Origin of the sequence: Streptosporangium longisporum (assembly GCF_039534895.1) — a bacterium.
In the GTDB taxonomy this organism is placed as follows: Bacteria; Actinomycetota; Actinomycetes; order Streptosporangiales; family Streptosporangiaceae; genus Streptosporangium; species Streptosporangium longisporum.
Window position 1 is genome coordinate 616009 of sequence record NZ_BAAAWD010000006.1, and the last position, 25954, is coordinate 641962.

Below are 25954 nucleotides of genomic sequence, written 5' to 3' on the forward strand. Positions count from 1 at the left end.
CATCCTCCACGCGGGCCCGGCGGTCCCGGACGCGGAGACACGAACGGCCCGCGTCCCCCGAGGGGGACGCGGGCCGCGCGGGAGCGGTACCGATCAGTGGCCGTGGCCGTGACCGTGGCCCTGACCGCCGGAGGCCTGGGCCTCCTCCTCGGGCTTGTCCACCACGAGGGCCTCGGTCGTCAGCAGCATGCCGGCGATGGAGGCGGCGTTCTGGACGGCCGAGCGGGTGACCTTGACCGGGTCGATGACGCCCTGGGCGATCAGGTCGCCGTACTCGCCGGTGGCGGCGTTGAAGCCCTGGCCGACGGAGAGCTCGGTGACCTTGGCCGTCACCACGTAACCCTCGAGACCGGCGTTCTCGGCGATCCAGCGGGCCGGCTCGACGAGCGCCTTGCGGACGATCGAGACACCGGTCGCCTCGTCCCCGGTCAGGCCCAGGTCGTCGAGGGCCTTGGAGACGTGGATGAGCGCGGAGCCACCGCCGGAGACGATGCCCTCCTCGATCGCGGCGCGGGTGGCCGAGATCGCGTCCTCCAGGCGGTGCTTCTTCTCCTTGAGCTCCACCTCGGTGGCCGCGCCGACCTTGAGCACGCAGACACCGCCGGAGAGCTTGGCCAGACGCTCCTGGAGCTTCTCGCGGTCCCAGTCGGAGTCGGACTGCTCGATGGCGAGCTTGATCTCCTTGACGCGGTCGGCGATCGCCGTGGCCTCGCCGGCACCGTCGACGACGGTGGTGGAGTCCTTGGTGATCACGACGCGGCGGGCAGTGCCCAGCACCTCGACGCCGACGTGCTCCAGCTTGAGGCCGATCTCCTCGCTGACGACCTGGCCACCGGTGAGGATGGCGATGTCCTGCAGCATGGCCTTGCGGCGGTCACCGAAGCCGGGCGCCTTGACCGCGACCGAGGTGAAGGTGCCGCGGATCTTGTTCGTCACCAGGACGGCCAGGGCCTCGCCCTCGACGTCCTCGGCGATGACCAGCAGGGCCTTCTTGGTCTGCGCGATCTTCTCGAGCAGCGGCAGGAAGTCGGCGACCGAGGAGATCTTGCCCTGGGTGATCAGGATGTAGGGGTCCTCCAGGACCGCCTCCATGCGCTCCTGGTCGGTCACCATGTAGGGCGACAGGTAACCCTTGTCGAACTGCAGGCCCTCGGTGAACTCCAGCTCCAGGCCCATGGTGTTGGACTCTTCGACGGTGATGACACCGTCCTTGCCCACCTTGTCGAACGCCTCGGCGATCAGCTCGCCGATCTTGGCGTCCTGCGCGGAGATCGTCGCGACGTGCGCGATCTCCTTCTTGTCCTCGACCGGGCGGGCGGACTCGATGAGCCGGTCGCTGACGGTCTTGGCGGCGATGTCGATGCCGCGCTTGAGGGAGAGCGGCTGGGCGCCGGCGGCCACGTTGCGCAGGCCCTCGCGGACCATGGCCTGGGCCAGGACGGTCGCGGTGGTGGTGCCGTCACCGGCGACGTCGTTGGTCTTGGTCGCCACCTCCTTGGCCAGCTGCGCGCCGAGGTTCTCGTACGGCGCCTCCAGCTCGACCTCACGGGCGATGGTGACACCGTCGTTGGTGATGGTGGGCGCACCGAACTTCTTGTCGATGACGACGTTGCGACCACGCGGGCCCAGCGTCACCTTGACCGCGTCCGCGAGAGCGTTCACGCCGCGCTCGAGAGCTCGGCGCGCGTCCTCCTCGAACGACAGGATCTTCGGCATGACAATCCTCTCTATAAGTACGTCGGCGCATCAAAGCCCCGGGCGCTGTCGCGACCCGGGGCTCGATACGTCATCTTTTTGTGAAGCGAGATCTACTTCTCGATGATGGCGAGCACGTCGCGGGCGGAGAGCACCAGGTACTCCTCGCCGCCGTACTTCACCTCGGTGCCGCCGTACTTGCTGTAGAGGACCACGTCGCCCTCGTTGACGTCGAGCGGAACACGCTTCGTGCCGGCGTCGTCCCAGTTGCCGGGACCCACCGCGAGGACCTTGCCCTCCTGCGGCTTCTCCTTGGCGGTGTCCGGGATGACCAGACCGGAAGCGGTGGTCTGCTCGGCCTCAAGCGGCTGGACCACGATGCGGTCGCCGAGCGGCTTAACGGGAACCTTGGTGGCGGTCGTCACGTCGGACCTCCCCTTCAGATTTGAACGATCTAGAAGAGGCGACCAGCGGTCTGCCGTCGCGGGTGTCAGACCTGCCTCGTCGCATTGATTTGGCACTCTCACGGGGAGAGTGCCAATACGGAACAGTATGCAAGGAGGCCTTGACAGTCAACACGGAGCGCCCTTCTGCGCTTGGAGCGGAAGGCGAACCGGGAGGAAAACCCCTCACCAGGCCCGTGACGGAAGGCGATAGCGTCGGCTGCTGTGAATCTCGACGCATTCCGGGAGCTGCTCACCCCGCGCGGCCAGGAGGCGCTCGCCGCCGCGGCCGGGACCGTCGGCGACGACCCGGTGACGGCGGTGACCCGCCTGCGGAGGCACTACGACGCGGACCTGACGTCGGCCGCGCTCACCCAGGCCGCGCTCAGGGTGCGCGCCAGGGACAAGTTCGGCCCCGACGCCGACCTGATGTACTTCACCCGGGCCGGGCTGGAGCAGGCCACCCGCCGCGAGGTCGCCGACCACCGGGCGCGCCGCCTGGCGGCGGGCGCGCGGGTCGCCGACGTCTGCTGCGGCATCGGCGGCGACCTGCTGGCCCTGGCCAGGGCCGGATGCACGGTCGAGGCCGTGGACGCCGACCCGCTGACCGCCGCGGTGGCGCGGGCCAACGCGGACGCGCTGGGACTGGGCGAGCGGGTCTCGGTCCGCGCCGCCGACGCCTCCGTCCTGGACCCGGCCGCCTTCGACGTGCTGTTCGCCGACCCCGCGCGCCGCACCGCCCGGGGCAGGACCTTCGACCCGATGGGGTACTCGCCGCCCTGGCCCGCGGTGCTGGGGATGGTGGCCCGCGCCGATGCCGCCTGCCTGAAGGTCGCCCCCGGCATCCCGTACGAATTCGTCCCCGACGGCGCCGAGGCCGAGTGGGTCTCCTGGCGCGGCGACGTCAAGGAGGCGGTGATCTGGTGCGGCGCGCTGGCCGGGGCGACACCGCGAAGGGCCACGCTCCTGCCGTCCGGCGTCACGATGACGCCCGACCCCGCGCTCGGCGCCCCGCCCACCGGCCCGGTGGGCCGCTACATCTACGAGCCGGACGGCGCGGCGATCCGGGCCCACCTGGTCGCGGAGATCGCCGCCTCGGTCGGCGGGCGCCTGCTCGACGCGCAGATCGCCTACATCACCGGCGACGACGCGGTGGCGACGCCGTGGGCGTCCCGGTACGAGGTCCACGAGACGCTGCCGTTCTCGCTCAAGCGGTTGCGGGCGGCGCTGCGCGAGCGCGACGCCGGAAACGTGACGATCAAGAAACGCGGTTCCGCGGTGGACGTCGACCGGCTCAGGAAAGACCTTCGCCTCTCCGGCGGTGAATCCGTCACGGTCATTCTCACCCGGATCGGCGAGCGGCCGTTCGCCTTCGTCTGCAGCCCCGGCTGACCAGCCAAAATAGTTAATTCTTCCAATCAGCCGGCAATTCCCATCTTTTAGTCTCGCCGCTGGAAAACCTTGATCCACCGGCTAAGGTTTCGGGGCGGGAGTTCTCTCTCGTCTGCGGTTTCACCATGTTCAGCAGTATTCGTCAGCGTTCATCAGCGTTCATCAGCGACCGACCCCATCCCACCGCGCGGCCGACCGTCGGCGAGTGAAGGAGTTCTCGGTGGATCACTCCGACCACGCCCTGTTCCAGGCGGGCAGCCAGACCGCCATCTCCGACCGGATGCGCGAGCTCCTCGCCCGCGCGGCCCAGGACCACGTCTACGAGCAGCGGACCCAGGGCGCCGTGCTCGACGAGATCCGGCAGCGCCTGGAGGGCATGGAGTGGCTGCTCCGCGAGGTCAGGGAGCGCGAGATCGGCGGGCTGAACGGCACCCTCGAATCCGTGCACGGGCGCCTGGACGAGATCGCCGCCCGCCCGCCCACCTGGGCCGAGGGCCTGGCCCAGCACGTCGAGGCGGTCCGCGACCACGTCGACGCCGTCGGACGGCGCGTCGACGCGGTGCGCGACCGGATCTCGGACGTCGGCGAGCTGCCGAGCCTGTGGACCGACCTCGGCGCCATGGGCGAGGGCGTGGAGGAGGCCCTGGCCCGGCTGCGCGCGATCTCGGACGGCACCCAGGGCGTCGACGAGCAGGTACGCGGGCTGGCCGAGCACCTCGCCCGGCTCCAGGCCGACATGGGCATCGCCGCGCACCGGTTCAGCCGGCTGGACCGGGCGCTGGCCGACCTGGCCCAGCGCACCGGGCGCGTCGAGGCGGGGATGCTCGAGGCGTCCACGAGCCTGCAGCAGGCCCTGGTCACCGCCACCGACCGGGTGCTGGCCGCGGTCGACCAGCTCAACGCCAAGGTCGACCAGGTGAGCGGCAGGGTCGACCTGGTCGTGCCCAGGATCGACGAGCGGACCGCGGCCGTCGAGAGCCGCATCGACCGCCTGGACGGCCACCGGACGGCGGCCGGAGGACGCTTCGACACCCTGGAGGAGCGTCTCGACGACATCGAGGGCCGGGTCACCGGCCGCATGGACGTCATCGACTCCCGCCTGTCCACCCTGGACGGCCACGCGGAGAAGTCGGCCGAGCGCCTGGAGAGCCTGGACGAGCGGGTCGGCTTCCTGCCCGCGATCCTCGGCCTGGACGTGCTCATCGGCGCCCAGGCCAACGAGCAGCGGGAGCGCTTCGACACCCTGGAGGAGCGCGCCCGGCGGGCCGAGGCCGCGCTGGCCCCGCTGGCCGAGATGGTCCGCGCCCGGCCCGACCGCGAGCAGCTCACCCAGGCGCTGAGCGAGACCGTGGAGCCCGCGCACGCCGACCTGACCCGCCGCCTGGGCGCCCTGGAGGAGACCATGCTGGCGCTCGCGGAGGCTTTACTGCGCCCGGCCAGGCCCGACAAGGGCTGACCGGGCCCCGGGCCCCGGGCCACACGGGCCCGATCCACGCGGGCTCCGTCCACGTGAGTCCGGCCTGTGCGATCCCTGTCAGCCCGGCCCGGGTCCGCGCGGTTCCGGTCCGTGCGATCCCGGCCTGTGCGGTCCCTGTTCACCCGGTCCGGGTCCGCGCAGTCCCGGTCCGTGCCGTTCCGGTCCGTGCGGTGCCGGCTTATGCGGCCCCGGTGCGCGCGGGCTCGATCCGCGCGGTCGCCGGGATCGTCCCACCCGCGACGACCGGGGCGCCCGCGACCTGCCCTCCCGGAGGGTACGTCTCGCGGCAGAGGTTCCCCTTGACCACCTTGAGCAGGGACGACAGCTCCTCGACCTGCTCGGCCGTCAGCCCCCGGGTCATCCGGTGCTGCAGCTCGGCCATGACCCGGTCCACCTCGGGAAGGAGCGCGCGCCCGGCGGGTGTGATCTCGACCATGCTGATCCGCCGGTTGGCCGGGCAGGGGCTGCGGCTGACGAACCCGCTGCGCTCCAGGCGCTGGAGCGTCTTGGTCATGGTGGACACGTCGACGCCGACGATCCTGGCCAGCGCGTTCTGCGACTGGGGACCGTGGTCCCCCAGCGCGCCCAGCACGCGTTCCTGACCGGGGTACAGGTCGATCTCCGCGAGGAGGTTCGCGAGCAGGGCACGGTGGTCACGGCCGGCGACGACCATCAGGCAGTTGAGGCTCTCCTCGTATTCGCCGCAGCCTCCGCCCGTGCCGTCGCAGCTTCCGTCCGCCTCGTACACCGTCTCGATCCGCGTCTCCGCCATGTCCGGGTCCTTTCCGTCCCTGTCGAGACTACCGCTTGCATGTTGGCCGACCAAGTTGTAGAAATAACCCTTGGCTGGCCAAGTTGGTCGGCCAAGAAGGGAAACGTCATGCCTTTCTCATCGTTCGCGCTCGGTGACATCACCCTGCACAACCGCCTGGTGATGGCCCCCATGACCCGCTCGCGGGCCGACGCCGACGGCGTCCCGTCCTCGCTGACCGCCCTCTACTACGCCCAGCGGGCCTCCGCGGGCCTGATCGTCACCGAGGGGGTGCAGCCCAGCCATGCCGGCAAGGGCTACATGAACACCCCCGGCCTGCACACCGACGAGCAGGTGGCCGGGTGGCGTGAGGTCACCGACGCCGTGCACGCGGCGGGTGGGCGGATCTTCGCCCAGATCATGCACTCCGGCCGGATCGGCCACCCCGACAACACCGGCGCCGTGCCGGTCGCCCCCTCCGCCGTACGGCCGGCCGGGCAGATCTTCACGCCCGCGGGCATGCAGGACCACCTCACGCCGATCGAGCTGACCACCGCCGAGGTCGAGGCGACCGTCCAGGACTTCGCGGACGCCGCCGCCCGCGCGATCGAGGCCGGCTTCGACGGGGTCGAGCTGCACGGCGCCAACGGCTACCTCATCCACCAGTTCCTGTCACAGAACGCCAACCTGCGCGAGGACCGCTTCGGCCGGTCGTCGGTGGAGAACAGGATCCGCTTCGCCGTGGAGACCGCGCGGGCGGTCGTCGACCGGATCGGCGCCTCCAGGGTCGGCATCCGGCTCTCGCCCGGCAACGGCATGGGCGACCTGGTCGAGGAGGACATGCACGAGGTCTACCCGGCGCTGGTGAACGAGCTGGCCGCGCTCGACCTCGTCTACCTGCACCTGGTGGCGGGCGCCTCCGACGACCTGGAACAGGGGATCCGCAAGGCGTGGCCGAACGCCCTCATCCTCAACACCCCCGCGATCGGCGACCCGGCCGCCAGGGTCGCGCACTCCCTGGAGCGCGGCGCCGACCTGGTCTCGCTGGGCGCCTCGTTCCTGGCCAACCCCGACCTGCCGCTCCGGCTGCGGCTCGGCGCCGAGCTCAGCCAGGCCGACTTCGCCACGGCCTTCGGCGGCGACCACCGGGGCTACACCGACTACCCGGTGCTGTCCCTGCACCCGGCGTCGGCCTGAGACCGGCCGGCGGCACGGGGGCATGCGGGGGCGTGCAAGGGCACACGGGAACCACTCCGAGGCCAAGGGGGCTCCCGGGCGTCACACGTGGACGGTGGTGACGGGCAGCGAGGAGTCGGCGGGGATGTCCAGCGGGGACGGCGTGATGCCCGCCGACACCAGGTCCGAGCCCAGGGCGGCCACCATGGCCCCGTTGTCGGTGCACAACCCGGGGCTGGGGACCCGCAGCCGGACACCGGCCGCGTCGCAGCGCTCCTGCGCCAGCGCGCGCAGCCGGGAGTTGGCCGCGACACCGCCCCCGATCAGCAGGTCCTGGACGCCGTGCTCGGCGCACGCCCGCAGGGCCTTGCGGGTCAGCACGTCCACCACCGCCTCCTGGAACGAGGCCGCCACGTCGGGCACGTGAACCGTCTCCCCCGCCTTCTGCCTGGCCTCCACCCACCGGGCGACCGCGGTCTTCAGGCCGGAGAAGGAGAAGTCGAGCGTCCCGTCCTCGTACTTGCCGCGGGGGAAGGCGACGGCGGTCCCGGAGCCCTCGCGGGCCGCCCGGTCGATGTGCGGACCTCCCGGGAACGGCAGGCCGAGCACCCTGGCCACCTTGTCGAACGCCTCGCCCGCGGCGTCGTCCACCGTGGAGCCCAGCGAGACGATCTCCTTGGCGACGTCGGGCACCAGCAGCAGGGACGAGTGCCCGCCCGAGACCAGCAGGGCGACGCACGGCTTGGGCAGGGCCCCGTGCTCCAGCTGGTCCACCGCGACGTGGGCGGCCAGATGGTTGACCCCGTACAGCGGCACGCCCAGGCCCAGCGAGTACGCCTTGGCGGCGGCGACGCCCACCAGCAGCGCCCCGGACAGGCCGGGCCCGGCCGTGACCGCGACGGCGTCGACGTCGGCCAGCCGCAGTCCGGCCTTCTCCAGTGCCCGCTCCACGGTCGGGGTCATCGCCTCCAGGTGGGCCCTGGAGGCGACCTCGGGCACCACCCCGCCGAAGCGGGCGTGCTGCTCGACGCTGGAGGCGATGGCGTTGGCCAGCATGGTGTGCCCCCGGACGATGCCCACGCCCGTCTCGTCGCAGGAGGTCTCGATGCCCAGGACCACCGGTTCGTCACTCATGGAGATCCTTCCTCATCATGATCGCGTCGGTGCCGTCCTCGTAGTAACGGCGGCGCAGGCCGATCTGCTCGAACCCGAACCTGTGGTAGACCGCCTGCGCGTCCGGGTTGTCCGCGCGTACCTCCAGGAAGACCGAGACGGCGTCCCGGCGCGCGGCCTCGGCCAGCAGCTCGGTCAGCAGAGCGCCGCCGACACCGCTCCGGCGCCGTTCGGCCAGGACGGCGATGGTCTGGACGTCGGCCTGGTCGCCCGCCGCGGCCAGCCCGGCGTAGCCGACGATCACGTCGTCGACCAGGGCCACCAGGTAGTGCCTGGTCCTCGGCTGGTCGTCGAGCTCGCCGCGGAACATGCCCTCGCTCCAGGCGTCGTCCGGGAAGACGGTCCGCTCGATCTCCATGACCGCGGGCAGGTCGTCGGCGGTCATCCGGCGCAGCACCGGGGTCACGTGGAGACCTTCTTGGGCGCCGACGGCACCCGGGCGTCGGGACGGCGCAGGTAGATCGGCAGGGGCGGGCCCAGCACGGAGCGGGCACCGGCCCCCTCGGCCTCACCGGCGGCCGCGGTCTCCCCCGTGGCCCCGTCGGCGTCGCCGGGCTCGCCCGTGCCGGTGCTCGCGTCGGTGCTCGCGTCGGTGCCCCAGGGCTCACCGGTGCGCCGGGGCTCGCCGGCCTCCCGGGAGCCGCCGGTGCCCAGCTCGCCGAGCGCGGTGGCGGCCAGCGCGGCCAGCGCACCCGCGTAGGGGTACTCCGGAGCGTCCGCCAGCCGGGAGGCGCCGAGGACCTCGGCGTACATCCGCGCGCCCGCGCCGACCAGCGGGAGATCCCCCGGCAGGTCGTGGGGCCGGTCCACCGAGGGCCCGGACAGCCGGGTGCGCGCGTCGGCGTAACGGCCCCAGAACACCTCCTTGCGCCGCGCGTCGGTGGCCACCAGGAACGGCCCGTCCAGGCCGCTGCCGTAGGCCAGCGCGTCGAGGGTGCACACCCCGTACGCCGGGACGCCCAGCGACGTCGCGAGGGCCTGGGCGGTCACCAGACCGACCCGCAGGCCGGTGTAGGGACCGGGCCCGGAGCCCGCGACGACGGCGGTGACGTCGCCGAGGGAGACCCCGGCCTCCCGCAGGACCGTCTCGATCGTGGGCACGAGCAACTCGCCGTGGCGGCGCGCGTCGACCGTGGTCGACTCGGCGAGGACCCTCTCACCGTCGTGCAGCGCTGCGGTGACGGCGGGGGTGGCGGTGTCAAAGGCCAGGACCAGCACGGACAGTTAGCCTAGTCCGTCCCGCGAGAGCTCACGTCTCAGGTCTCGACCAGGGTGGCGTAGACGATCAGGTTGTCCCGGTACTCGTTCTCGTCCCGGTCGAAGGTCCCGCCGCAGGTGATGAGCCTCAGGCCGTCCTCGAGGTAGACCTTGTCGGCCGGGAACCGGTTCTTGCTGATCTGCTCGATCGTGTCCACCCGGTACTGGGCGACCTTGCCGTCGCTGCGCACCACCTTGATGACCTGCCCCTGCCGCATGTCCTTGAGCCGGTAGAAGACCGCGGGCGAGGTCTTGGTGTCCACGTGCCCCAGGATCACCGCGGGCCCCTTGTCGCCGGGGACCACGCTGCCGGTGACCCAGCCCGCGACGTTCGGCTTCTCGTACGGCGGCAGCTCGACCCGGCCGTCGTCCACGCCGAGCTTCATCAGGGGCGCCTTGATCCCCAGGGACGGGATGTCGATGCGGCTGGGCACGACCGGGGCACGGGCCTGCGGCTTCTCCTCGTCCCCGCCCCTGCCGTTGATCGCGACCATGACGATCCCGGTGATGACACCGGCCATGACGATCCTGGACCAGCGGGTGGAGTCGGCCATCGCGGACTACGAGCGGCGGCGACGCACGACCGCGATGCCGATGCCACCCGCCAGCGCCACGGCGAGCAGCACCCCGGCCGTGCCGATCGGCGCGCCCGGGTCCGCGGGCCCACCGGCCGCGGTGCCGCCGCCACCGGTGCCCGGCCCCTCGGTGCTGATGATCGTCCTGGTCGGCCTGGAGGTGGGCGTGGAGCTGGGCTCGGTGGCGGCCACGATCCGCAGGTTGGTCGTGCCGGTGTCGTTGGTCCCCTCGCACCTGGCGTTGATCTCGTAGACGCCCACGGCGGTGCCCGCGGCGACGGTCGCCTGGCCGCGCACCCAGGGGCGCGGCGTCGGGGTCGCGGTGGCCGCGGGGTCCGGGGTCGGCGTGGCGAGGATCGGGTCGAGGGTCACCGGGGTGCGGAAGATCCGGGAGGAGGCGGTGCCGCGGTGCTCGGGCCCTCCCTGCGGGATCGGGCAGTTCGCCAGGATCCATACCTTCTGCCCGGCCCTGGCACGGGCCGGCTGGAGCTGGACCTCGATGTCCTGCCTGCTGATGCCGAAATCAGGCTGGGTCGGGGTGGGCGTGCCCGTCGGGCTGCCCCCCGAGGTGGCCTCGGCCGTGCATCCGGTCATCCCGAAAAGGACGATGGCTCCTGCAACCGCGACACGCTTGACGCTTGGCACCGTCGAACTCCGTTTCGCCCTCCGGCCGACGACCCTCGCCCGGCACGATGACCCACCTGTTCCCCATTAAACATGGGCAAACCCGCAACAGTCGATCATCACGCCGGACGATCTAGACCAATGGGGAGTAGTGCCAGCGTGCCAGGATTTCCCCGTCCCCGTAGGGGATTCAGAGGACGCCCTCCCAGCGGGCCCCGACACCGCGGAGCGCGACGGTGCGGCCCTCGCCCGCCTCCTCGGCGGCGCCCCGGGCGATGACGATCTCCAGCCGGTCCTCGGCCAGCCCCTCCACCAGGCCCTCCCCCCACTCGACCACGGTCACCGACTCCTCCAGCGAGGCGTCCAGGTCCAGGTCGTCGACCTCCAGGTCACCGCCGAGGCGGTAGGCGTCGACGTGGACCAGGGCCGGGCCGTCCGAGAGCGAGGGGTGCACCCGGGCGATCACGAAGGTCGGCGAGGTGATCGGGCCGCGCACCTCGAGCCCGGCGGCGATCCCCTGCACCAGGGTCGTCTTGCCCGCGCCCAGCGGGCCGGACAGCACGGCCAGGTCCCCCGGCCGCAGCAGCGCCGCCAGTTCCTCGCCCAGCTCCCGCATCTCCTCGGCGGTCGCCACGTCTCTCACGTGCCTCGTCACTCCTGTCGATCTCTGTGGCCCGGCCCGCGCGGGCCCGGAGCCCTGTCCCGACCGGCCTCGACCGGTCCCGGCCGTTTGCGGCCGGCCTCAGCCGGCCCTGACCGGTCCCAGCCGATCCCGACCGAACCCGGCTGGTCCCGGCCGACCCCGACCGATCCCGGCCGGTCTCAGCCGTCCGCGGCGACGCCGTCGCCGCTCGCGCCGGTGCCGCCCGCCTCCGCGCCCCCGTCGGCCGCGGCCCGCTTGAGCAGGTCGCGCAGCGCGTCGTTGACGGCGGTCGGCCGTTCCAGCTGGACCAGGTGCGAGCTGCCGGGGACCTCGGTGAAGCGGGCCTCCGGCAGGGCCTTGGCCATCTCCCTGCTGTGCTCGACCGGTGTCAGCCAGTCCTCGTCACCGACCATGATGGCGGTGCAGACGCCGTTCAGCACACCGAGCGCGTTCATCTTGTCGTGCGACACCAGCGCCGGGTAGAACTCGGCGATCACCTCGAACGGGGTGGAGCGGATCATCGACTCCACGAAGTCGACGAGCGTGGGGCTGACGTTCCTGGAATCGGCGAACCCGAGGTGGCGCAGGGCCAGGAAGGCCACGTCGTTGCCGACCTGGCGGCTCTTGTCGACCAGCGTGCCGCCGCGCCGCAGGATCGACACCGCGCTCGGCGTGACCAGGTGCACCGCCTTCGCCACCAGCGCGGGCAGACCCAGGGAGATCTCACCGAGCCTGCCGGGCGAGGTGGAGATCAGCGCGACGCCCTTGATCCGGTCGCCGAACCACTCGGGGTGCCGGTCGGCCAGCGCCATGATCGTCATGCCGCCCATGGAGTGGCCGACGAGCACGCACGGGCCGGGCACCAGCGTCTCGATGATCTCGGCCAGGTCCTCGCCGAGCCGGTCGATCGAGCTGTCCTCGGTCGGGATGCGCGGCGAGCGCCCGTGGGAGCGCTGGTCCCACAGCACCAGGCGGTAGGAGTCGCGCAGGTCGCGCCGCTGGTAGTGCCAGGAGTCGAGGTTGAGCGTGTAGCCGTGGCAGAAGACCACGGTCAGCGGGGCGTCCTCGCGGCCGTCCACCTCGGCGTACAGGTGGACACCGTCGGAGGCGGTGACCGTGGCGGGGCGGCCGCGCAGCTCTCCGAGGGGCTCGCTCGCCTCCAGGTCGGGGCGGAGCCTGATGCGGCCGACGGCGTATCGCTTGGCGAGGGCCGCGGCGGCCACTCCGGCGGACGCCGCACCGACGATCGCACCCGCGACCCCGGCCCTGCGCCGTCTGGTAGTACTCATGAGCCCCCCTGAGATGCCCTTCACCGGTGAACGCGCGGGACCCGCGATCCGATCCCGGTCACGATCTCATGCGTGATCGTGCCAAGGGAATCCGCCCATTCCTGGGCGGTCGGCTCACCTCGTGAGCCGTCACCGAACAGGATCACCTCGTCGCCCTCCGCCAGCGGATCGTCTCCCACATCGATCATGAACTGGTCCATGCAGACCCGGCCGGCGATCCGCCGCCTGCGGCCACCCGCCAGCACCTCCGCTCGGTTGGTGGCGTGCCGCAGGACGCCGTCCGCATACCCGAGCGGAACCAGGCCAAGCGTGGTTTCCCGATCCGTAACATAGAGGTGTCCATAGGACACACCGGACCCGGCGGGCACCCGTTTCACCAGCGCGGCCCGCGCCACGAGCGTCATCGCGGGACGGAGCCCGAAGTCCCCCATCGAGGGCACCGGGCTCAGCCCGTAGACCGCGATCCCGGAGCGGACCATGTCGTAGCGGGCGTGCGGAAGCGTCAGCAGCGCCGCCGAGTTGGCGATGTGCCTGATCACGTGCGACCCACCGAGCCCGGCCTTCTCCGCGATGCCCAGCGCCTCGTCGAAGACGGTGATCTGGTCGGCCACGGACGGGTGCCCCGGTATGTCCGCGCAGGCGAAGTGGGACCAGAGCCCGACGATCTCGATCGTGCCCTCGGCCCGGCGGGCCAGTGCCCGGTCCAGCAGCGCGGGCCAGTCCCCGATCGTCGCGCCGCCGCGGGACAGGCCGGTGTCGGCCTTGAGGTGCACCCGTGCCGTACGCCCGGCCGCGGCCGCGGCGTCGGCGATCGCGTCGAGCGTCGCCGGACCGGACGCCGACAGCTCGACGTCCCCGGCGACGGCCTCCTCCAGCGGCTCCCCCGGCGGGATGATCCACGCCAGGATCGGCGCGGTGACACCGGCGGCCCGCAGCTCCAGGGCCTCGCGGACGAAGGCGGTGCCCAGCCGCCCGGCCCCGCCCTCCAGGCAGGCGCGCGCCACCGGGACCATTCCGTGCCCGTAGGCGTCGGCCTTGACCGCCACCATCATCTCGGCGCCGGGGGCGTGACCGGTGAGCAGCGCCAGGTTCTCGCGGATCGCCGAGAGATCCACCCGTGCCTCGGCGGGAGTCGTCGGGAAGCTCATCGCCCCAGTCTGGCAGCTGGGACACCCCTCCGACGCCCGTTGACCAGGCCACGGGCCGCCTCCGGCAGGGCCTGGGCCACGTCCCAGGCGGACAGCGGGCCGCTGCGCCCGGCGATCCCGTGCAGGTAGGCACCGGCCGAGGCCGCGTCGTAGGTGTCCAGGCCGGCGGCCAGCAGGGCACCCGTCAGGCCGGACAGCACGTCCCCGGTCCCGCCGGTGGCCAGCCAGGGGCTGCCGGTGGGGTTGACGACGACCGGCCGCCCCTCCTGGGCGACGAGCGTGGTGGAGCCCTTGAGCAGCACGGTCACGCCCAGTTCCGCCGCGGCCTGCCGTACGTTCTCCAGGCGCCGCGCCTCGATCCGGTCGCGGGGTACGTCCGTCAGGCGGGACAGCTCGCCCGCGTGCGGGGTGAGCAGCACGGGCGCGGAGCGGTGGAGCAGCGACCGGTCGGCGGCCAGCAGCGTCAGGCCGTCGGCGTCGACGAGCACCGGCACGTCGCTCGCCAGCACCGAGCGGGCCACGGCGTGCGCCTCGTCGCCGGTGCCGAGCCCCGGGCCGAGCACCCATGCCTGCACCCGGCCGACCCGCTCCACGCCCTCGCCGGGCGCCAGGGTGGTGATCACGGCCTCGGGCCAGCGGGCCCGTACCTGGGCCACCGGCTCGGCGGTCCCGGCGTAGCGGACCAGGCCCACCCCGCCCCGCAGCGCCCCGCCCACGGCCAGCACCGCGGCGCCGGTGTAGCGCTCGCTGCCCGCCGCGATCCCGACGACGCCCCGGCGGTACTTGTCGGAGGTCGCGCCGGGCCTGGGCAGCAGGGCCGCCACGTCGGCGTCCTGCGGCGCGGTCACGGCGGGATCGGGCAGGTGGGGACCGAGGCCGATGTCGACGAGCTCGGTGCGGCCCGCGTACCCGCGGCCGGGGTCGACGAGCAGCCCGGTCTTCCAGGCGCCGAAGGTGACGGTGGCGTCGGCCTGGACCGCGGCGCCCTCCACCTGGCCGTTGCTCGCGTCCACCCCGCTGGGCACGTCCACCGCGAGGACCTCGCCGGGTGCCTCGGCCGCCAGCCGGGCGAGGGTCGCGTACGGCTCCCGCAGCGCCCCGCTCCCGCCGATGCCGACCATCCCGTCCACGATCAGGTCCGCCGCGCCGAGCACCGCGCGGGCGGCCGCGCCCTCGGGGTCGACGACCCGGCCGCCCGCGCGGCGCAGGGCCTCCAGCCCGCCCGTGTGGACGCGCGTGCCGGCCGCGATCGCCTCGACCCGGGCTCCCCGGGCGGCCAGGCGCGCCCCGGCGTACAGGGCGTCCCCGCCGTTGTCGCCGCCGCCGACCAGCAACGCGACGCGGGAGCCGTACACGCCGCCGAGCATCCTGGCGCAGACCACCGCGAGCCCGGTGGCCGCCCGCTCCATCAGGGCCCCCTCGGGCAGGGTCGCCATCAGCGCGGCTTCGGCCGCCCTGATCTGGTCGGAGGTGTACGCGGTCCGCATTCCACCGAATCTATCCCTCGGCGATCACGTAGGCGATGGCGACGCCCCCGTCGTGGGTCAGCGAGACGTGCCAGCGGGCCACGCCCAGCTCACGGGCGACGTCGGCCACCCGGCCGGTCACCCGCAGCTCGGGCCGGCCGTGCTCGCCGCGCACGACCTCGGCGTCCCGGTACGGCAGCCCGGGAGGCGCCCCCAGCGCCTTGGCGACGGCCTCCTTGGCCGCGAACCGGGCGGCCAGGGACTCGGTGGCCAGCCCGCTCTCCGCCGGGGTGAACAGGCGCGTCCTCAGCGCGGGCGTGCGCGTCAGCGTCACCTCGAACCTGGCCACGTCCACGACGTCGACGCCGATACCAACGATCATCCCCCCAGGCTAGAAGAGAGGGCGGCGGTGCCGTGACGCCCAGGGCCGGGCGGACACCCGGGCGGAGGTCCGAGGGGTCCGGCCCGCGGGCCGCCGGCCGCTGGAGGGCCGCGCCGTCACAACCCGCCCCCAGGTCACTTCCAAGCGGCCCCGCCCATACTGTGCGTCCTTGGCGTGGACATCGCAGGACATCTACGGACATCGAAGAGGGGAACGACGGCTCATGAAAATCGCACTGGTCACCGGGGCGGGGCGGGGCATCGGTAGGGAGATCGCACGGCAGCTCGCCGAACACGGGATGACCGTGTTCGCCGGGGTACGCGACGAGGGCCAGGCGCCCGAGGGCACCCGCCCGCTGCCGCTGGACGTCACCGACGAGGCGGCGGCCCGCGACGCCGCCAAGGTCGTCGGCGAGGAGTTCGGAAAACTCGACGTCCTGGTCAACAACGCCGCGCTCTGCGGCGACTACGGGGTGGCCCCGGCGGACGTGACCGCCGGGCACATGCGGAGCACGTACGAGGTCGGCGTGTTCGGGGTCGTCACGGTCACCCACGCGATGATCCCGCTGCTGCGGGCCTCCGGCGAGGCCAGGATCGTCAACATGACCTCCCGGCTGGGCTCGCTGACCCTCACCGCGGCCAGGGACGGCATCAACCGCGACTGGACGATGCTGGCCTACAACTCCGCCAAGACCGCGCTCAACGCGATCACCGTGATGTACGCCAACGAGCTGCGCGGATCCGGGATCCTGGTCAACGCCGTCGATCCCGGGCACTGCGCCACCGACCTGACCGGCCACACCGGGACCCGCACGGCGGCCGAGGGCGCCGCGGTGGCCGTGCGGATGGCCCTCCTCGGCCAGGACGGCCCGACCGGCACGTTCGGCGCGCAGGAGGGCCCGCTCCCCTGGTGACCCGGCCCTCCCCGTGACGGCCGGGCCTCTCGCGGCCCCCTGCCCGGCGGCCCGACTCGCGGGGGCCTTCTCCGGAAGGGCCCCGCGGGCCGGTCAGAAGCCGCCGCGCTGCCAGGGACCCCAGATGGCGAAGCTCATGCCCTGGGACGCCTGCATGTTGACGTAGAGCGTGTGGCCTCCGGGGCCGAAGGTCGAACCGGCGAACTCGGCGCCGGAGTCGCCCTGGACCGGGGCCAGTCTGGAGAAGTCGAAGATCTGACCGGCGGCGGTGAGCCCGCGCAGGTAGTTGCCGTCGGAGCCGTCCTCGCACAGGACCAGGGTGCCCCGGGGGCTGGTGGTGACGTTGTCCGGCAGGTCCAGGGTGACCGAGCCCGGCGACTCGTAGACCAGCTTGAGCCGGCCGCTCCACGTCTCGTACGCCCACACCTGGCCGCGTCCCTTGCCGTAGCCGCCGGGCGGGGTGTCGCCGGGCGCGGTCGCGCCGCCCTGGGTGGAGACGAAGTAGATCGTGCCGTGGTGGCTGACCGCCCCCTCCAGCCGGGAGAAGAGCGCCGCCCCCTTGGCCCTGCCCTGGGAGGAGACCGCCAGCATGGCCGTCTCGTAGGTGGTGGTGCCGGTGTAGGTGGGGTCGGGGTCGTCGATGTCCACCCAGGTCGTCGCGTAGGAGGCCCCTGCGGGCTGGCCGAGCGAGAGGTCCTTGTTCGGGGCACCCTGAACGGCCAGCATCTGCAGCCTGCCGCCGTCGAGGATGCGGCCCGCGGCCAGCGGATTCTTGGGGGGCAGGTAACGGTAGAAGCCCGACGGGTAGAGGAAGTCGTCCTCGGTGAGGTAGATCGCGCCGGTGAGCGGGTCGAACGCGGCCGACTCGTGGGCGAACCGCCCGGCGCTCCTGATCGGCACGCGGCCGCGGCCGTCGATCGGGACCTCGAAGATGTAGCCGTGCTTCTGGGTCAGCTTGCTGTTGTCCTGGCCGGTGGGGTCGTTGCCCACGTCGGGGCCGTTGACGGTCTCCTCGCAGCTCACCCAGGCGCCCCAGGGCATCGGCCCGCCCGAGCAGTTCATCTGGGTGCCGGTCAGGCTGGGGGCGGAGGCGAGCACCTCGCCGTAGCGGCTGACCCGGAGCGTGGAGGTGCCGCCGCCGGCCGCCGGGTCGTAGGCCTTGGCCGGGTCGCCGAACGCGCCGACCGGCCCGTTGACCTCGTGGTTGCGGACCAGGATCGCGCTGGTTCCGGGCCCCCGGAAGGCGGCCATGCCGTCGTGCCGCGAGGGGACCACCGAACCGTCGGTGAACGTGTCGCCGGCGACGCTGAAGGAGCGGTAGTGGAAGCCGGAGGGCAGGTGGAGGCGGACCACGCCGTCCCGCTCGTCCGCGATCGGAACCAGCGGCCCGTAGCCGCTGCCGGAGCGGACCTGCCCGCTCTGTCCCGCCCGCGCGACCCCGGCGAAGGGCCCGGCCACCCCGATCGCCGCCAGTGCGGTGCTCCGGGCGAGGAAACGGCGACGATCCATCTGTGGCTCCCTTGGATCAGGTACGTTCACGCAACGTTAATCTGTTCCGGAGGACCGCTATAGGGCATTTATGAATAATTAATAATCCGGAAAGGTAAACGACTCCTCTTTTGCCGGTTTCCGGTGCCCATAGGTTTCTTCGAGGCTTTTGCCGCTTTTGGTGTCCGTGGTGTTCCCGGTGTCCGTGGTGCCGATGACGTCACCGGTGCAGCGGTGTCCCTCGACGTCCGTCGACGTTCCCCGGCGCCGCCCGCGGGCCGCGGGAGCCCCGGGAAGGGCTCACTCCACCGTGACCGACTTGGCGAGGTTGCGGGGCTGGTCGACGTCGTGCCCCTTGGCCGTGGCCAGCTCGCAGGCGAAGACCTGCAACGGCACCGTGGCGACCACCGGCTGGAGCAGGGTCGGCACCGCCGGGATGTGGATCAGCGTGTCGGCGTACGGCTCGACCGCGAGGTCGCCCTCCTCGGCGATGACCAGCGTCCTGGCGCCGCGGGCCCGGATCTCCTGGATGTTGGACACGATCTTGTCGTGGATCACCCGCTGGCCGGTCGGGGAGGGGACCACGACCACCACCGGCAACCCCGCGTCGATCAGGGCGATCGGGCCGTGCTTGAGCTCGCCCGCGGCGAACCCCTCGGCGTGCATGTAGGCCAGCTCCTTGAGCTTGAGCGCTCCCTCCAGCGCGACCGGGAAGCCCACGTGCCGACCGAGGAACAGCACGCACCGCTCGCCCGCCAGCGACCTGGCCAGCGCGCGGACCGGCTCGACCGTCGCCAGCACCTCGCTCACCTTGGACGGCAGCTGCGCCAGCCGGTCGAAGATCTGGGTGATCTCGTCGCCGAACCTCGTGCCCCGCACCTGCGCGAGGTAGAGCGCCACCAGGTAGCAGGCGACGAGCTGGGTCAGGAACGCCTTGGTGGAGGCCACCGCGACCTCCGGGCCCGCGTGGGTGTACAGGACGGCGTCGGACTCCCGGGAGATCGTGGAACCGTTCACGTTGCAGATCGCCAGCACCCGGGAGCGCTGCCCGCGGGCGTGCCGTACCGCCATGAGGGTGTCCATGGTCTCGCCGGACTGGCTGATCACGACCACCAGCGTGTCGCGGTCGAGGATCGGGTCGCGGTAGCGGAACTCGCTGGCCACCTCGACCTCGCACGGCAGCCCGGCCCAGTGCTCGATGGCGTACTTCGCGATGAGCCCCGCGTGGTACGAGGTCCCGCAGGCGACCAGGATGATCTTGTTGATGTCCCGCAGCTCCTGGTCCGACAGGCGCATCTCGTCCAGCACCAGCCGGCCGTCCCGGCCGACCCTGCCGAGCAGCGTGTCGGCGACGGCCCGGGGCTGCTCGGCGATCTCCTTGAGCATGAAGTGGTCGTAGCCGTCCTTCTCGGCGGCCGCGGCGTCCCAGCCCACGTGGTAGTCGCGCGTCTCGGCCGGCATGCCGTTGAAGTCGACCACCGTGATCTTCGAGGGACGCAGCTCGACCACCTGGTCCTGGCCCAGCTCCACCGCCTCGCGCGTGTAGGCGATGAACGCCGCCACGTCCGAGCCGAGGAAGTTCTCCCCGTCCCCGCGGCCGACCACCAGCGGCGAGTTGCGCCGTGCCCCCACCACCACCTCGGGCTCGTCGGCCGAGATCGCCAGCAGCGTGAAGGCCCCCTCCAGGCGCAGGCAGACCCGGCGCATCGCCTCGGCCAGGCCCCCGGCGGCGAACTCCTCCAGCAGGTGCGCCACCACCTCGGTGTCGGTCTCGGAGACGAGCAGGTGCCCGGCGTCCTCCAGCTCGGCCCGGAGCGCGGCGAAGTTCTCGATGATCCCGTTGTGGATGACCGCGATCCGCCCCGCGCAGTCGGTGTGCGGGTGGGCGTTGCGGTCGGTCGGGGCCCCGTGCGTGGCCCACCGGGTGTGCCCGATCCCGGTCGTGGACGGCGGCGCGGGCCGGGAGAGCAGCGCAGAGCGCAGGTTGGCCAGCTTGCCCGCCCGTTTCTCCACCGCCAGGCCGCCGGGTCCCACCAGGGCCACTCCCGCGGAGTCGTACCCCCGGTACTCCAGCCGTCCCAGCCCCTCGACCGCGACCTCGATCGCCTGCCGCCGCCCGGTGTATCCCACGATCCCGCACATGGCCACCCCCCTTCCTTGAGGATCGGCCACCGTACCTATCGAGAACCCCCAGCGCAGCCCAAGAATCCCGCCCGGCGCCCCGGCCGGAGCGCGTCCCGGTGCGATCAGTAGGCTCATGCACCATGGCCAACGGTCCGGACGCCGCGACACCGTACGTGCAGCTGAGCCGATCCCAGTGGAGCGAGCTGCGCAGGAACACCCCGCTGACGCTCACCGCGGAGGAGCTGGAGGAGCTGCGCGGCCTCGACGACCCGATCGACCTGGCCGAGGTCACCGACATCTACCTGCCGCTCACCCGGCTGCTCAACCTGCACTTCACCGGCGCCAGGCAGCGCAGCGCGGCGCTGAACACCTTCCTCGGCGGCGGGCGGCGGGCGGCCCCGTACGTGCTGGGCATCGCCGGCAGCGTCGCGGTCGGCAAGTCGACCACCGCCAGGCTGCTGCACACCCTGCTGGCCCGCTGGCCCGAGCACCCCCGGGTGGACCTGATCACCACCGACAGCTTCCTGTTCCCCAACGAGGTGCTCACCGCCCGGGACATCATGCACCGCAAGGGCTTCCCGGAAAGCTACGACCGGCGGGCCCTGGTCAGGTTCGTCGCCGGCGTCAAGGCGGGCCTGCCCGAGGTCACCGCCCCCGTCTACAGCCACCTGGAGTACGACATCGTGGCCGGCGCGGTCCAGACCGTGCGCAGCCCCGACATCCTCATCGTCGAGGGCCTGAACGTGCTCCAGCCCGCACCGCCCACCGCGCTGGCGATCAACGACTACTTCGACTTCTCGATCTACGTGGACGCCAAGGTCGAGCACATCCGCGACTGGTACGTGGACCGCTTCCACAAGCTGCGCCGGACGGCCTTCGAGGACCCCAAGTCCTACTTCAGGCACCTCGCCGAGCTGTCGGAGCAGGAGGCGACCGACTTCGCCAGGAACGTCTGGCGCGACATCAACGAGCGCAACCTCGTCGAGAACATCTCCCCCACCCGGGGCCGGGCCGACCTGGTCCTGCACAAGGGCGCCGACCACTCGATCAGGCGCGTCAGGCTCCGCCGCATCTGACCCGCCGCGGCCCTCGCCCCCGTCCCCGGAGCCCGACCTCCACGGCAAAGGACCCGCACCGGACGAGCCCCGCTCCTTGCCGCCGTACGGCGGGATCGTCGAACCCGGCATCGGTCCCGGGAGCCGCCGCGTGCCCGCGTCGCCCGCGGGCTTCAGCGGGTCACGGCACAGGTCCTAGGGTTGGCCCGTGTTACATCTACGCGTGATCACCCCGGCGGAGCTGTCGGACGGGGTGCTGAAGGTGCTCGACGAGTGCGTCGGCGTCGTCAACATCGTCGTCTTCCCCGGCGCCGCGCGCTCCCCCGCCGGTGACCTCGTGCAGTTCGACATCGCCCGGGAGTCGGCCAACGAGGTGATCGACCGGCTGCAGGAGCTGGGCCTGCACGCCGAGGGGTCGATCGCGGCCGAGCAGATCGACCTGTCCATCTCCGAGGTGGCCGACCGCGCCAGGGAGGAGGCGCCAGGCGACGGGGACGACGCCGTGGTCTGGGCGGAGTTCGCCCAGCGGGTGGAGGAGGACATCCAGCTCACCTGGGCCTTCCTGGCGTTCCTGACGATCGCCACGCTGCTCGCGGCGATCGGCGTGATCGTCAACTCGCCGATCCTCATCATCGGCGGGATGGTGATGGGGCCGGAGTTCGGCGCGGTCGCCGCGGTCTGCTTCGGCCTGCTCCGCCTCGACCGCCACCTCATCGGCCGCGCGCTCCGTACCCTGGTCCTGGGCTTCGGCGCCGCCCTGGCGATCACGTTCGCCTTCGCGCTGGCCGCGCGCTGGCTCGGCTGGATCGACGCCGGCTCGCTGAGCGGGCACGAGGAGATCGAGTTCATCGTCAAACCCGACCGGTGGTCGTTCATCGTGGCGCTGCTCGCCGGGGCGGCCGGGGTGCTCTCGGTCACCGCGGGCAAGTCCTCGGCGCTGGTCGGCGTCTTCATCTCGGTCACCACGGTCCCCGCCGCCGGCTACTTCGCGGTCGCCGCGGCGCTCTCCCGCTGGGACGACATGGCCGGCTCCGCCCTGCAGCTCGCGGTGAACATCGCGGGCATGGTCATCTCCGGTGTGGTGACGCTCCTGGTCCAGAAGGCCTACTGGTCCCGGTTCGGCATGCGGCTTCCGGCACGCCCCGGCCCCGGCTGACGGCCGCCGGACCCCGGCCCCGTGTCCGTACCGGTCCCGCGCCGGTCCCATGCCGGTCCCGGGCGCCGGGTGGTCCCGGCGGCCGGGCGCGCGCCGGGCCTCCGCTCCCCGGGCCGACGACGGACGCGGACCCGCGGTCCCACCCCGATCCGGGCGCGTGTTCCCGCCCGGATCCGGGCCCGCCGTCCTGCCCAGGTCCCGGCCGGCGGCCCCGGCGCTGCCCTTTCGGACGAGGGACGACTCGTTCGTATGGCCGAGGTGCCCGTCCCATCCCGGCCGATAAGGTCCGACCATGACTATCCTCGCCACCGAGGGACTGACCAGACGTTTCCCCCGGGTGACGGCGCTCGACCGGCTCACCGTCACCGTCGGCCCCGGCGTGACCGGCCTGGTGGGCGCCAACGGCGCGGGCAAATCCACGCTGATCAAGATCCTGCTCGGCCTGCTCGACCCCAGCGAGGGCGGCGCCCAGGTGCTCGGCATGGACGTGACGACCCACGGCGCCGAGATCCGCCGGGTCGTGGGGTACATGCCCGAGCACGACTGCCTGCCCCCCGACCTGTCGGCCACCGAGTTCACCGTGCACATGGCCCAGATGTCCGGCCTGCCGCGCACCGCCGCCCGCGAGCGCGCCGCCGACGTGCTGCGCCACGTGGGGCTGTACGAGGAGCGCTACCGGGCGATGGGCGGCTACTCCACCGGCATGAAGCAGCGCGTCAAGCTGGCCCAGGCCCTGGTGCACGACCCGCGCCTGGTGCTGCTGGACGAGCCGACCAACGGCCTCGACCCGGCCGGCCGGGACGAGATGCTCGCGCTGATCCGCAGGATCGGCTCGGACTTCGGCATCAGCGTGCTGGTCACCTCGCACCTGCTGGGCGAGCTGGAGCGGGTCTGCGACCACGTCATCGTGATCGACGGAGGCAAGCTGCTGCGCTCCTCGGCCATCGGCGAGTTCACCCAGCAGACCCAGACCGTCTCCGTCGAGGTGGAGGAGGGTCAGGACGCGCTGGCGGCCCGGCTGACCGAGCTCGGCGAGACCGTCACCGCGCACGGCAGGACGCTGCTCGTCCACGTCCGCGCGCCGGAGACGTTCGACACGCTCCGCGACGCCGTCTGCGAGCTCGACCTCAGCCTGATCCGGGTGGAACAGGGCCGCCAGCGCATCGAGGACGTCTTCAGGGAGCCCGCCAGTGTCTGAGCCCACGGGTGTCATCCACGACATCGGATACCGCCACTACGAGGGGGCGCGGCTCGGACGCGGCCACGCCACCGCCGCGCTGACCGTGCACACCCTGCGCGGGATCTTCGGGCTCGGCCGTACCGTCCGCTCGAAGATCATCCCCTTCGTGCTGGTGGGCGTCATGATGCTGCCCGCGGTCGTCTCCATCGCGATCATGGCGCTGGCCAAGCAGGAGGGGATGCGCTACACCGAGTACGCGGTCGTCATGCAGGCAGTGCTCGCGATCTTCCTGGCCTCGCAGTCGCCGTACGCGGTCGCGCCGGACCTGCGCTTCCGGGTGCTGCCGCTCTACCTGTCGCGCCCGGTGACGCTGTGGGACTACGTCGGGGCGAAGCTCGCGGCGATGACGGCGGCCATGTTCCTGCTGCTGGCGGTGCCGCTCACGGTGCTGTTCATCGGCGAGGTGGTCATCGACCTGCCCGGGGACACCCACACCGGCGCGTACCTCACCGCCATGGCCGGCGCGGTCTGCTACGCGGTGCTGCTGTCCTGCCTGGGCGTGGCCATCGCCTCGTTCACCCCCCGGCGGGGGCTGGGCGTCGCCTCGATCATCGCCTTCTACCTGCTCGCCTCCGCGGTCTCGACCGTGCTGTACGCGACGCTGGAGTCGATGGGCGACGACGCCATGGCCTCGTGGGCCTGGCTGATCAACCCGTTCTTCATGGTCGACGCCGCCGTGCACGTCGGGATCTTCGACGCGCCCCCGGCCTCCAGCGTCATCTACCCCTCCGGCGCCGGGCCCCTGGTCGCCGGAGCGCTCGTGCTCGTGCTGATCGCCCTGTCCGTGACGGCCCTGGTCGCGCGCTACCGTAAGGCGGCCTCCCGATGAACATCGAACTGGCCCAGGTCTCCCGCTGGTACGGCAACGTGGTCGCCGTCAACGACATCACCATGACCATCGGCCCCGGCGTCACCGGCCTGCTCGGCCCCAACGGGGCGGGCAAGTCCACGCTGCTGCACATGATGGCCGGGTTCCTGGCCCCCTCGGGCGGCACCGCCACCCTGGACGGCGTCCCGATCTGGCGCAACCACCAGATCTACCGCTCCATCGGCCTGGTCCCCGAGCGGGAGGCCGTCTACGGCTTCCTCACCGGCTGGCAGTTCGTGCTCTCCAGCGCCAGGCTGCACCGCCTGCCCAACCCCGACGACGCCGCCCGCAAGGCGCTCGCCCTGGTGGAGATGGAGAGCGCCAAGGACCGCAGGATCGAGACGTACTCCAAGGGCATGCGCCAGCGCGTCAAGGTGGCCTCCGCCCTGGTGCACGACCCGCAGGTCCTGCTGCTCGACGAGCCGTTCAACGGCATGGACCCGCGCCAGCGCCTGCACCTGATGGACCTGGTCCGCGCCATGGGCACCGCGGGCAAGACCATCCTGTTCAGCTCGCACATCCTGGAGGAGGTCGAGCGGGTCGCCCAGCACATCGAGGTGCTGGTGGCCGGCCGTCACGCTGCCTCCGGCGACTTCCGGGAGATCCGCCGCCGGATGACCGACCGGCCGCACCTGTTCCGGGTCCGCTCCAGCGACGACCGCCGCCTGGCGTCCGCGCTGATCGCCGACGCCTCCTCGGGCGCGGTGTCGCTGACCGAGGCGGGCCTGGAGGTGCAGGCCGTCGACTTCCGGCGCTTCACCCGGCTGCTGCCCAGGGTCGCCAAGGACGCGGGCGTACGCCTCTGGCAGGTCTCCCCTTCCGACGAAGACCTGGAGAGCGTCTTCTCCTACCTGATCAACAGGAGCAGCTGACCATGAACGGTGTCATCGCCGGACTCTCCTACCGGGCGCTCCTGGGCCGCCGCCGGATCTGGCTGCTGATCATGCTGCCGGTGGCGCTGATCGCCATGGCCGTCCTGCTGCGGTTCCTCGGTGCCGACGACGAGCGCAGCGCGGTCACGCTCATGCAGACCTTCGCCATCGGCACCATGCTCCCGCTGCTGGGCCTGATCGCGGGCACGGGGGTGATCGCCCCCGAGATCGACGACGGCACGATCATTCACCTGCTCTCCAAGCCGATCTCCCGGCCGGTGATCGCGCAGACCAAGTTCGTGGTCGCCGCCTCCCTGCTCGCGCTGTTCGGCACCGTGCCGACCTTCGTCGCGGCCTACCTGCTGGTGGGCACCGAGTCCGGGATCGCCTCCGGTTTCGCGCTCGGCTCGCTGGTCGGCGGGGTCGCCTACGCCGCGGTGTTCATGCTGCTGGGCGTGCTGACCCGGCACGCGGTGACGATCGGCATCGTCTACGCGCTCGTCTGGGAGGGCGTGGTCGGCAACTTCGTGCCCGGCGCCCGCCGCTTCTCCATCCAGCAGTGGGCCCAGACGGTCGCCGACCAGCTGTCGTCCTCGGCGTTCTTCTCCACCGAGATCGCCCTCGGCTTCGCCGCCCCGGCGCTCGCCGTCGTCACCGTCGGCGCGGTCCTGTGGGCGGGCAGGCGCCTGCGGAGCTTCTCCCTCACCGGCGACGAGTGACCGTGTGCGCGCCCTCTGTCATAGAGGG

The 25954-nt window shown here is 72.3% G+C and carries 25 protein-coding genes; 10 read left to right on the forward strand and 15 right to left on the reverse strand.

Annotation, left to right across the window (positions count from 1 at the left end; genetic code table 11):
* Positions 1 to 93: 93 nt before the first annotated feature.
* Both groL and groES read right to left on the reverse strand, forming a co-directional pair.
* Entirely contained in the window at positions 94 to 1716 is a 1623-nt protein-coding gene (groL, locus tag ABD832_RS06680) for a chaperonin GroEL (protein ID WP_344889900.1), read from the reverse strand.
* A 92-nt stretch (positions 1717 to 1808) separates the two neighbouring features.
* Entirely contained in the window at positions 1809 to 2120 is a 312-nt protein-coding gene (gene groES, locus ABD832_RS06685) for a co-chaperone GroES (RefSeq protein WP_344889903.1), read from the reverse strand.
* Positions 2121 to 2363: 243 nt separating this feature from the next.
* Here groES and ABD832_RS06690 point away from each other — a divergent pair, with 243 nt between their 5' ends.
* Together ABD832_RS06690 and ABD832_RS06695 are read left to right on the forward strand one after the other, a co-directional pair.
* On the forward strand, positions 2364 to 3530 hold the full coding sequence (locus ABD832_RS06690; RefSeq protein WP_344889905.1) for a class I SAM-dependent methyltransferase: 1167 nt from the start codon (positions 2364 to 2366) through the stop codon (positions 3528 to 3530).
* Positions 3531 to 3750: 220 nt separating this feature from the next.
* On the forward strand, positions 3751 to 4986 hold the full coding sequence (locus tag ABD832_RS06695) for a hypothetical protein (RefSeq protein WP_344889908.1): 1236 nt from the start codon (positions 3751 to 3753) through the stop codon (positions 4984 to 4986).
* A 199-nt stretch (positions 4987 to 5185) separates the two neighbouring features.
* On the opposite strand, the gene ABD832_RS06700 is transcribed toward ABD832_RS06695, so the two are convergent.
* A complete protein-coding gene (locus ABD832_RS06700; RefSeq protein ID WP_344889910.1) occupies positions 5186 to 5779 on the reverse strand; it encodes a MarR family winged helix-turn-helix transcriptional regulator in 594 nt (197 codons plus the stop codon).
* 108 nt (positions 5780 to 5887) lie between these two features.
* Between ABD832_RS06700 and ABD832_RS06705 the strand changes: the two genes are divergently transcribed.
* On the forward strand, positions 5888 to 6955 hold the full coding sequence (locus ABD832_RS06705; protein WP_344889912.1) for an alkene reductase: 1068 nt from the start codon (positions 5888 to 5890) through the stop codon (positions 6953 to 6955).
* Positions 6956 to 7036: 81 nt separating this feature from the next.
* Here the strand turns inward: ABD832_RS06705 and tsaD are convergent, their stop codons facing one another.
* From tsaD to ABD832_RS06755, 10 genes are all read right to left on the reverse strand, one after another.
* Positions 7037 to 8068 carry a tRNA (adenosine(37)-N6)-threonylcarbamoyltransferase complex transferase subunit TsaD gene (gene tsaD / locus ABD832_RS06710; protein ID WP_344889915.1) on the reverse strand — a complete coding sequence of 344 codons (1032 nt, stop codon included), beginning with the start codon at positions 8066 to 8068 and terminating at the stop codon, positions 7037 to 7039.
* Complete coding sequence (gene rimI, locus ABD832_RS06715) at positions 8061 to 8513, reverse strand: ribosomal protein S18-alanine N-acetyltransferase (RefSeq protein WP_413224057.1); 453 nt, start codon at positions 8511 to 8513, stop codon at positions 8061 to 8063. Before rimI ends, tsaD begins: the two co-directional genes overlap by 8 nt.
* The gene (gene tsaB, locus ABD832_RS06720; protein ID WP_344889918.1) at positions 8510 to 9325 is read right to left on the reverse strand and encodes a tRNA (adenosine(37)-N6)-threonylcarbamoyltransferase complex dimerization subunit type 1 TsaB; all 816 of its coding nucleotides are present in this window, start codon (positions 9323 to 9325) and stop codon (positions 8510 to 8512) included. The genes rimI and tsaB overlap by 4 nt, the downstream gene beginning before the upstream one ends.
* Before the next feature lie 38 nt (positions 9326 to 9363).
* A complete protein-coding gene (locus tag ABD832_RS06725; RefSeq protein WP_344889919.1) occupies positions 9364 to 9918 on the reverse strand; it encodes a class F sortase in 555 nt (184 codons plus the stop codon).
* Positions 9919 to 9924: 6 nt separating this feature from the next.
* Positions 9925 to 10533: a hypothetical protein gene (locus tag ABD832_RS06730; protein ID WP_344889921.1), complete on the reverse strand. Its 609-nt coding sequence runs from the start codon at positions 10531 to 10533 to the stop codon at positions 9925 to 9927.
* 220 nt (positions 10534 to 10753) lie between these two features.
* Positions 10754 to 11206 carry a tRNA (adenosine(37)-N6)-threonylcarbamoyltransferase complex ATPase subunit type 1 TsaE gene (gene tsaE / locus ABD832_RS06735; protein ID WP_344889924.1) on the reverse strand — a complete coding sequence of 151 codons (453 nt, stop codon included), beginning with the start codon at positions 11204 to 11206 and terminating at the stop codon, positions 10754 to 10756.
* A 179-nt stretch (positions 11207 to 11385) separates the two neighbouring features.
* The gene (locus ABD832_RS06740) at positions 11386 to 12495 is read right to left on the reverse strand and encodes an alpha/beta fold hydrolase (protein WP_344889927.1); all 1110 of its coding nucleotides are present in this window, start codon (positions 12493 to 12495) and stop codon (positions 11386 to 11388) included.
* Positions 12496 to 12515: 20 nt separating this feature from the next.
* Positions 12516 to 13643, reverse strand: coding sequence for an alanine racemase (gene alr, locus ABD832_RS06745; RefSeq protein ID WP_344889929.1), 1128 nt, complete (start codon positions 13641 to 13643; stop codon positions 12516 to 12518).
* A complete protein-coding gene (locus ABD832_RS06750; protein ID WP_344889932.1) occupies positions 13640 to 15130 on the reverse strand; it encodes an NAD(P)H-hydrate dehydratase in 1491 nt (496 codons plus the stop codon). Before ABD832_RS06750 ends, alr begins: the two co-directional genes overlap by 4 nt.
* Before the next feature lie 10 nt (positions 15131 to 15140).
* Positions 15141 to 15491 carry a holo-ACP synthase gene (locus ABD832_RS06755; protein WP_344889934.1) on the reverse strand — a complete coding sequence of 117 codons (351 nt, stop codon included), beginning with the start codon at positions 15489 to 15491 and terminating at the stop codon, positions 15141 to 15143.
* 223 nt (positions 15492 to 15714) lie between these two features.
* Between ABD832_RS06755 and ABD832_RS06760 the strand changes: the two genes are divergently transcribed.
* Positions 15715 to 16404: an SDR family NAD(P)-dependent oxidoreductase gene (locus ABD832_RS06760; protein ID WP_344889937.1), complete on the forward strand. Its 690-nt coding sequence runs from the start codon at positions 15715 to 15717 to the stop codon at positions 16402 to 16404.
* Positions 16405 to 16497: 93 nt separating this feature from the next.
* Here ABD832_RS06760 and ABD832_RS06765 read toward each other — a convergent pair whose 3' ends face one another.
* Positions 16498 to 17913 (reverse strand): PhoX family protein, encoded by a 1416-nt coding sequence (locus tag ABD832_RS06765; RefSeq protein ID WP_344889939.1) that lies wholly within the window; start codon positions 17911 to 17913, stop codon positions 16498 to 16500.
* A gap of 279 nt (positions 17914 to 18192) precedes the next feature.
* The gene (gene glmS, locus ABD832_RS06770; protein WP_425582569.1) at positions 18193 to 20151 is read right to left on the reverse strand and encodes a glutamine--fructose-6-phosphate transaminase (isomerizing); all 1959 of its coding nucleotides are present in this window, start codon (positions 20149 to 20151) and stop codon (positions 18193 to 18195) included.
* Positions 20152 to 20156: 5 nt separating this feature from the next.
* Here glmS and coaA point away from each other — a divergent pair, with 5 nt between their 5' ends.
* From coaA to ABD832_RS06800, 6 genes are all read left to right on the forward strand, one after another.
* Positions 20157 to 21092, forward strand: a complete 936-nt coding sequence (coaA, locus tag ABD832_RS06775) for a type I pantothenate kinase (RefSeq protein WP_344889942.1) — start codon at positions 20157 to 20159, stop codon at positions 21090 to 21092.
* Positions 21093 to 21294: 202 nt separating this feature from the next.
* On the forward strand, positions 21295 to 22227 hold the full coding sequence (locus tag ABD832_RS06780; protein ID WP_344889944.1) for a DUF389 domain-containing protein: 933 nt from the start codon (positions 21295 to 21297) through the stop codon (positions 22225 to 22227).
* A 292-nt stretch (positions 22228 to 22519) separates the two neighbouring features.
* Entirely contained in the window at positions 22520 to 23425 is a 906-nt protein-coding gene (locus ABD832_RS06785) for an ABC transporter ATP-binding protein (RefSeq protein WP_344889947.1), read from the forward strand.
* Positions 23418 to 24296, forward strand: a complete 879-nt coding sequence (locus ABD832_RS06790) for an ABC transporter permease (protein ID WP_344889949.1) — start codon at positions 23418 to 23420, stop codon at positions 24294 to 24296. Before ABD832_RS06785 ends, ABD832_RS06790 begins: the two co-directional genes overlap by 8 nt.
* The gene (locus tag ABD832_RS06795) at positions 24293 to 25207 is read left to right on the forward strand and encodes an ABC transporter ATP-binding protein (RefSeq protein ID WP_344889952.1); all 915 of its coding nucleotides are present in this window, start codon (positions 24293 to 24295) and stop codon (positions 25205 to 25207) included. The genes ABD832_RS06790 and ABD832_RS06795 overlap by 4 nt, the downstream gene beginning before the upstream one ends.
* Before the next feature lie 2 nt (positions 25208 to 25209).
* Positions 25210 to 25926, forward strand: a complete 717-nt coding sequence (locus ABD832_RS06800; RefSeq protein ID WP_344889955.1) for an ABC transporter permease — start codon at positions 25210 to 25212, stop codon at positions 25924 to 25926.
* Positions 25927 to 25954 lie beyond the last annotated feature (28 nt).

Coding starts and splice junctions, on each gene's coding strand:
- groL (WP_344889900.1), bottom strand. CDS start 1,716: ATGCCGAAGATCCTGTCGTTCGAGGAGGACGCGCGCCGAGCTCTCGAG.
- ABD832_RS06700 (WP_344889910.1), bottom strand. CDS start 5,779: ATGGCGGAGACGCGGATCGAGACGGTGTACGAGGCGGACGGAAGCTGC.
- ABD832_RS06705 (WP_344889912.1), top strand. CDS start 5,888: ATGCCTTTCTCATCGTTCGCGCTCGGTGACATCACCCTGCACAACCGC.
- tsaD (WP_344889915.1), bottom strand. CDS start 8,068: ATGAGTGACGAACCGGTGGTCCTGGGCATCGAGACCTCCTGCGACGAG.
- ABD832_RS06725 (WP_344889919.1), bottom strand. CDS start 9,918: ATGGCCGACTCCACCCGCTGGTCCAGGATCGTCATGGCCGGTGTCATC.
- ABD832_RS06730 (WP_344889921.1), bottom strand. CDS start 10,533: ATGACCGGATGCACGGCCGAGGCCACCTCGGGGGGCAGCCCGACGGGC.
- ABD832_RS06740 (WP_344889927.1), bottom strand. CDS start 12,495: ATGAGTACTACCAGACGGCGCAGGGCCGGGGTCGCGGGTGCGATCGTC.
- alr (WP_344889929.1), bottom strand. CDS start 13,643: ATGAGCTTCCCGACGACTCCCGCCGAGGCACGGGTGGATCTCTCGGCG.
- ABD832_RS06750 (WP_344889932.1), bottom strand. CDS start 15,130: ATGCGGACCGCGTACACCTCCGACCAGATCAGGGCGGCCGAAGCCGCG.
- ABD832_RS06755 (WP_344889934.1), bottom strand. CDS start 15,491: ATGATCGTTGGTATCGGCGTCGACGTCGTGGACGTGGCCAGGTTCGAG.
- ABD832_RS06760 (WP_344889937.1), top strand. CDS start 15,715: ATGAAAATCGCACTGGTCACCGGGGCGGGGCGGGGCATCGGTAGGGAG.
- ABD832_RS06765 (WP_344889939.1), bottom strand. CDS start 17,913: ATGGATCGTCGCCGTTTCCTCGCCCGGAGCACCGCACTGGCGGCGATC.
- glmS (WP_425582569.1), bottom strand. CDS start 20,151: ATGAGCCTACTGATCGCACCGGGACGCGCTCCGGCCGGGGCGCCGGGC.
- coaA (WP_344889942.1), top strand. CDS start 20,157: ATGGCCAACGGTCCGGACGCCGCGACACCGTACGTGCAGCTGAGCCGA.
- ABD832_RS06785 (WP_344889947.1), top strand. CDS start 22,520: ATGACTATCCTCGCCACCGAGGGACTGACCAGACGTTTCCCCCGGGTG.
- ABD832_RS06795 (WP_344889952.1), top strand. CDS start 24,293: ATGAACATCGAACTGGCCCAGGTCTCCCGCTGGTACGGCAACGTGGTC.
- ABD832_RS06800 (WP_344889955.1), top strand. CDS start 25,210: ATGAACGGTGTCATCGCCGGACTCTCCTACCGGGCGCTCCTGGGCCGC.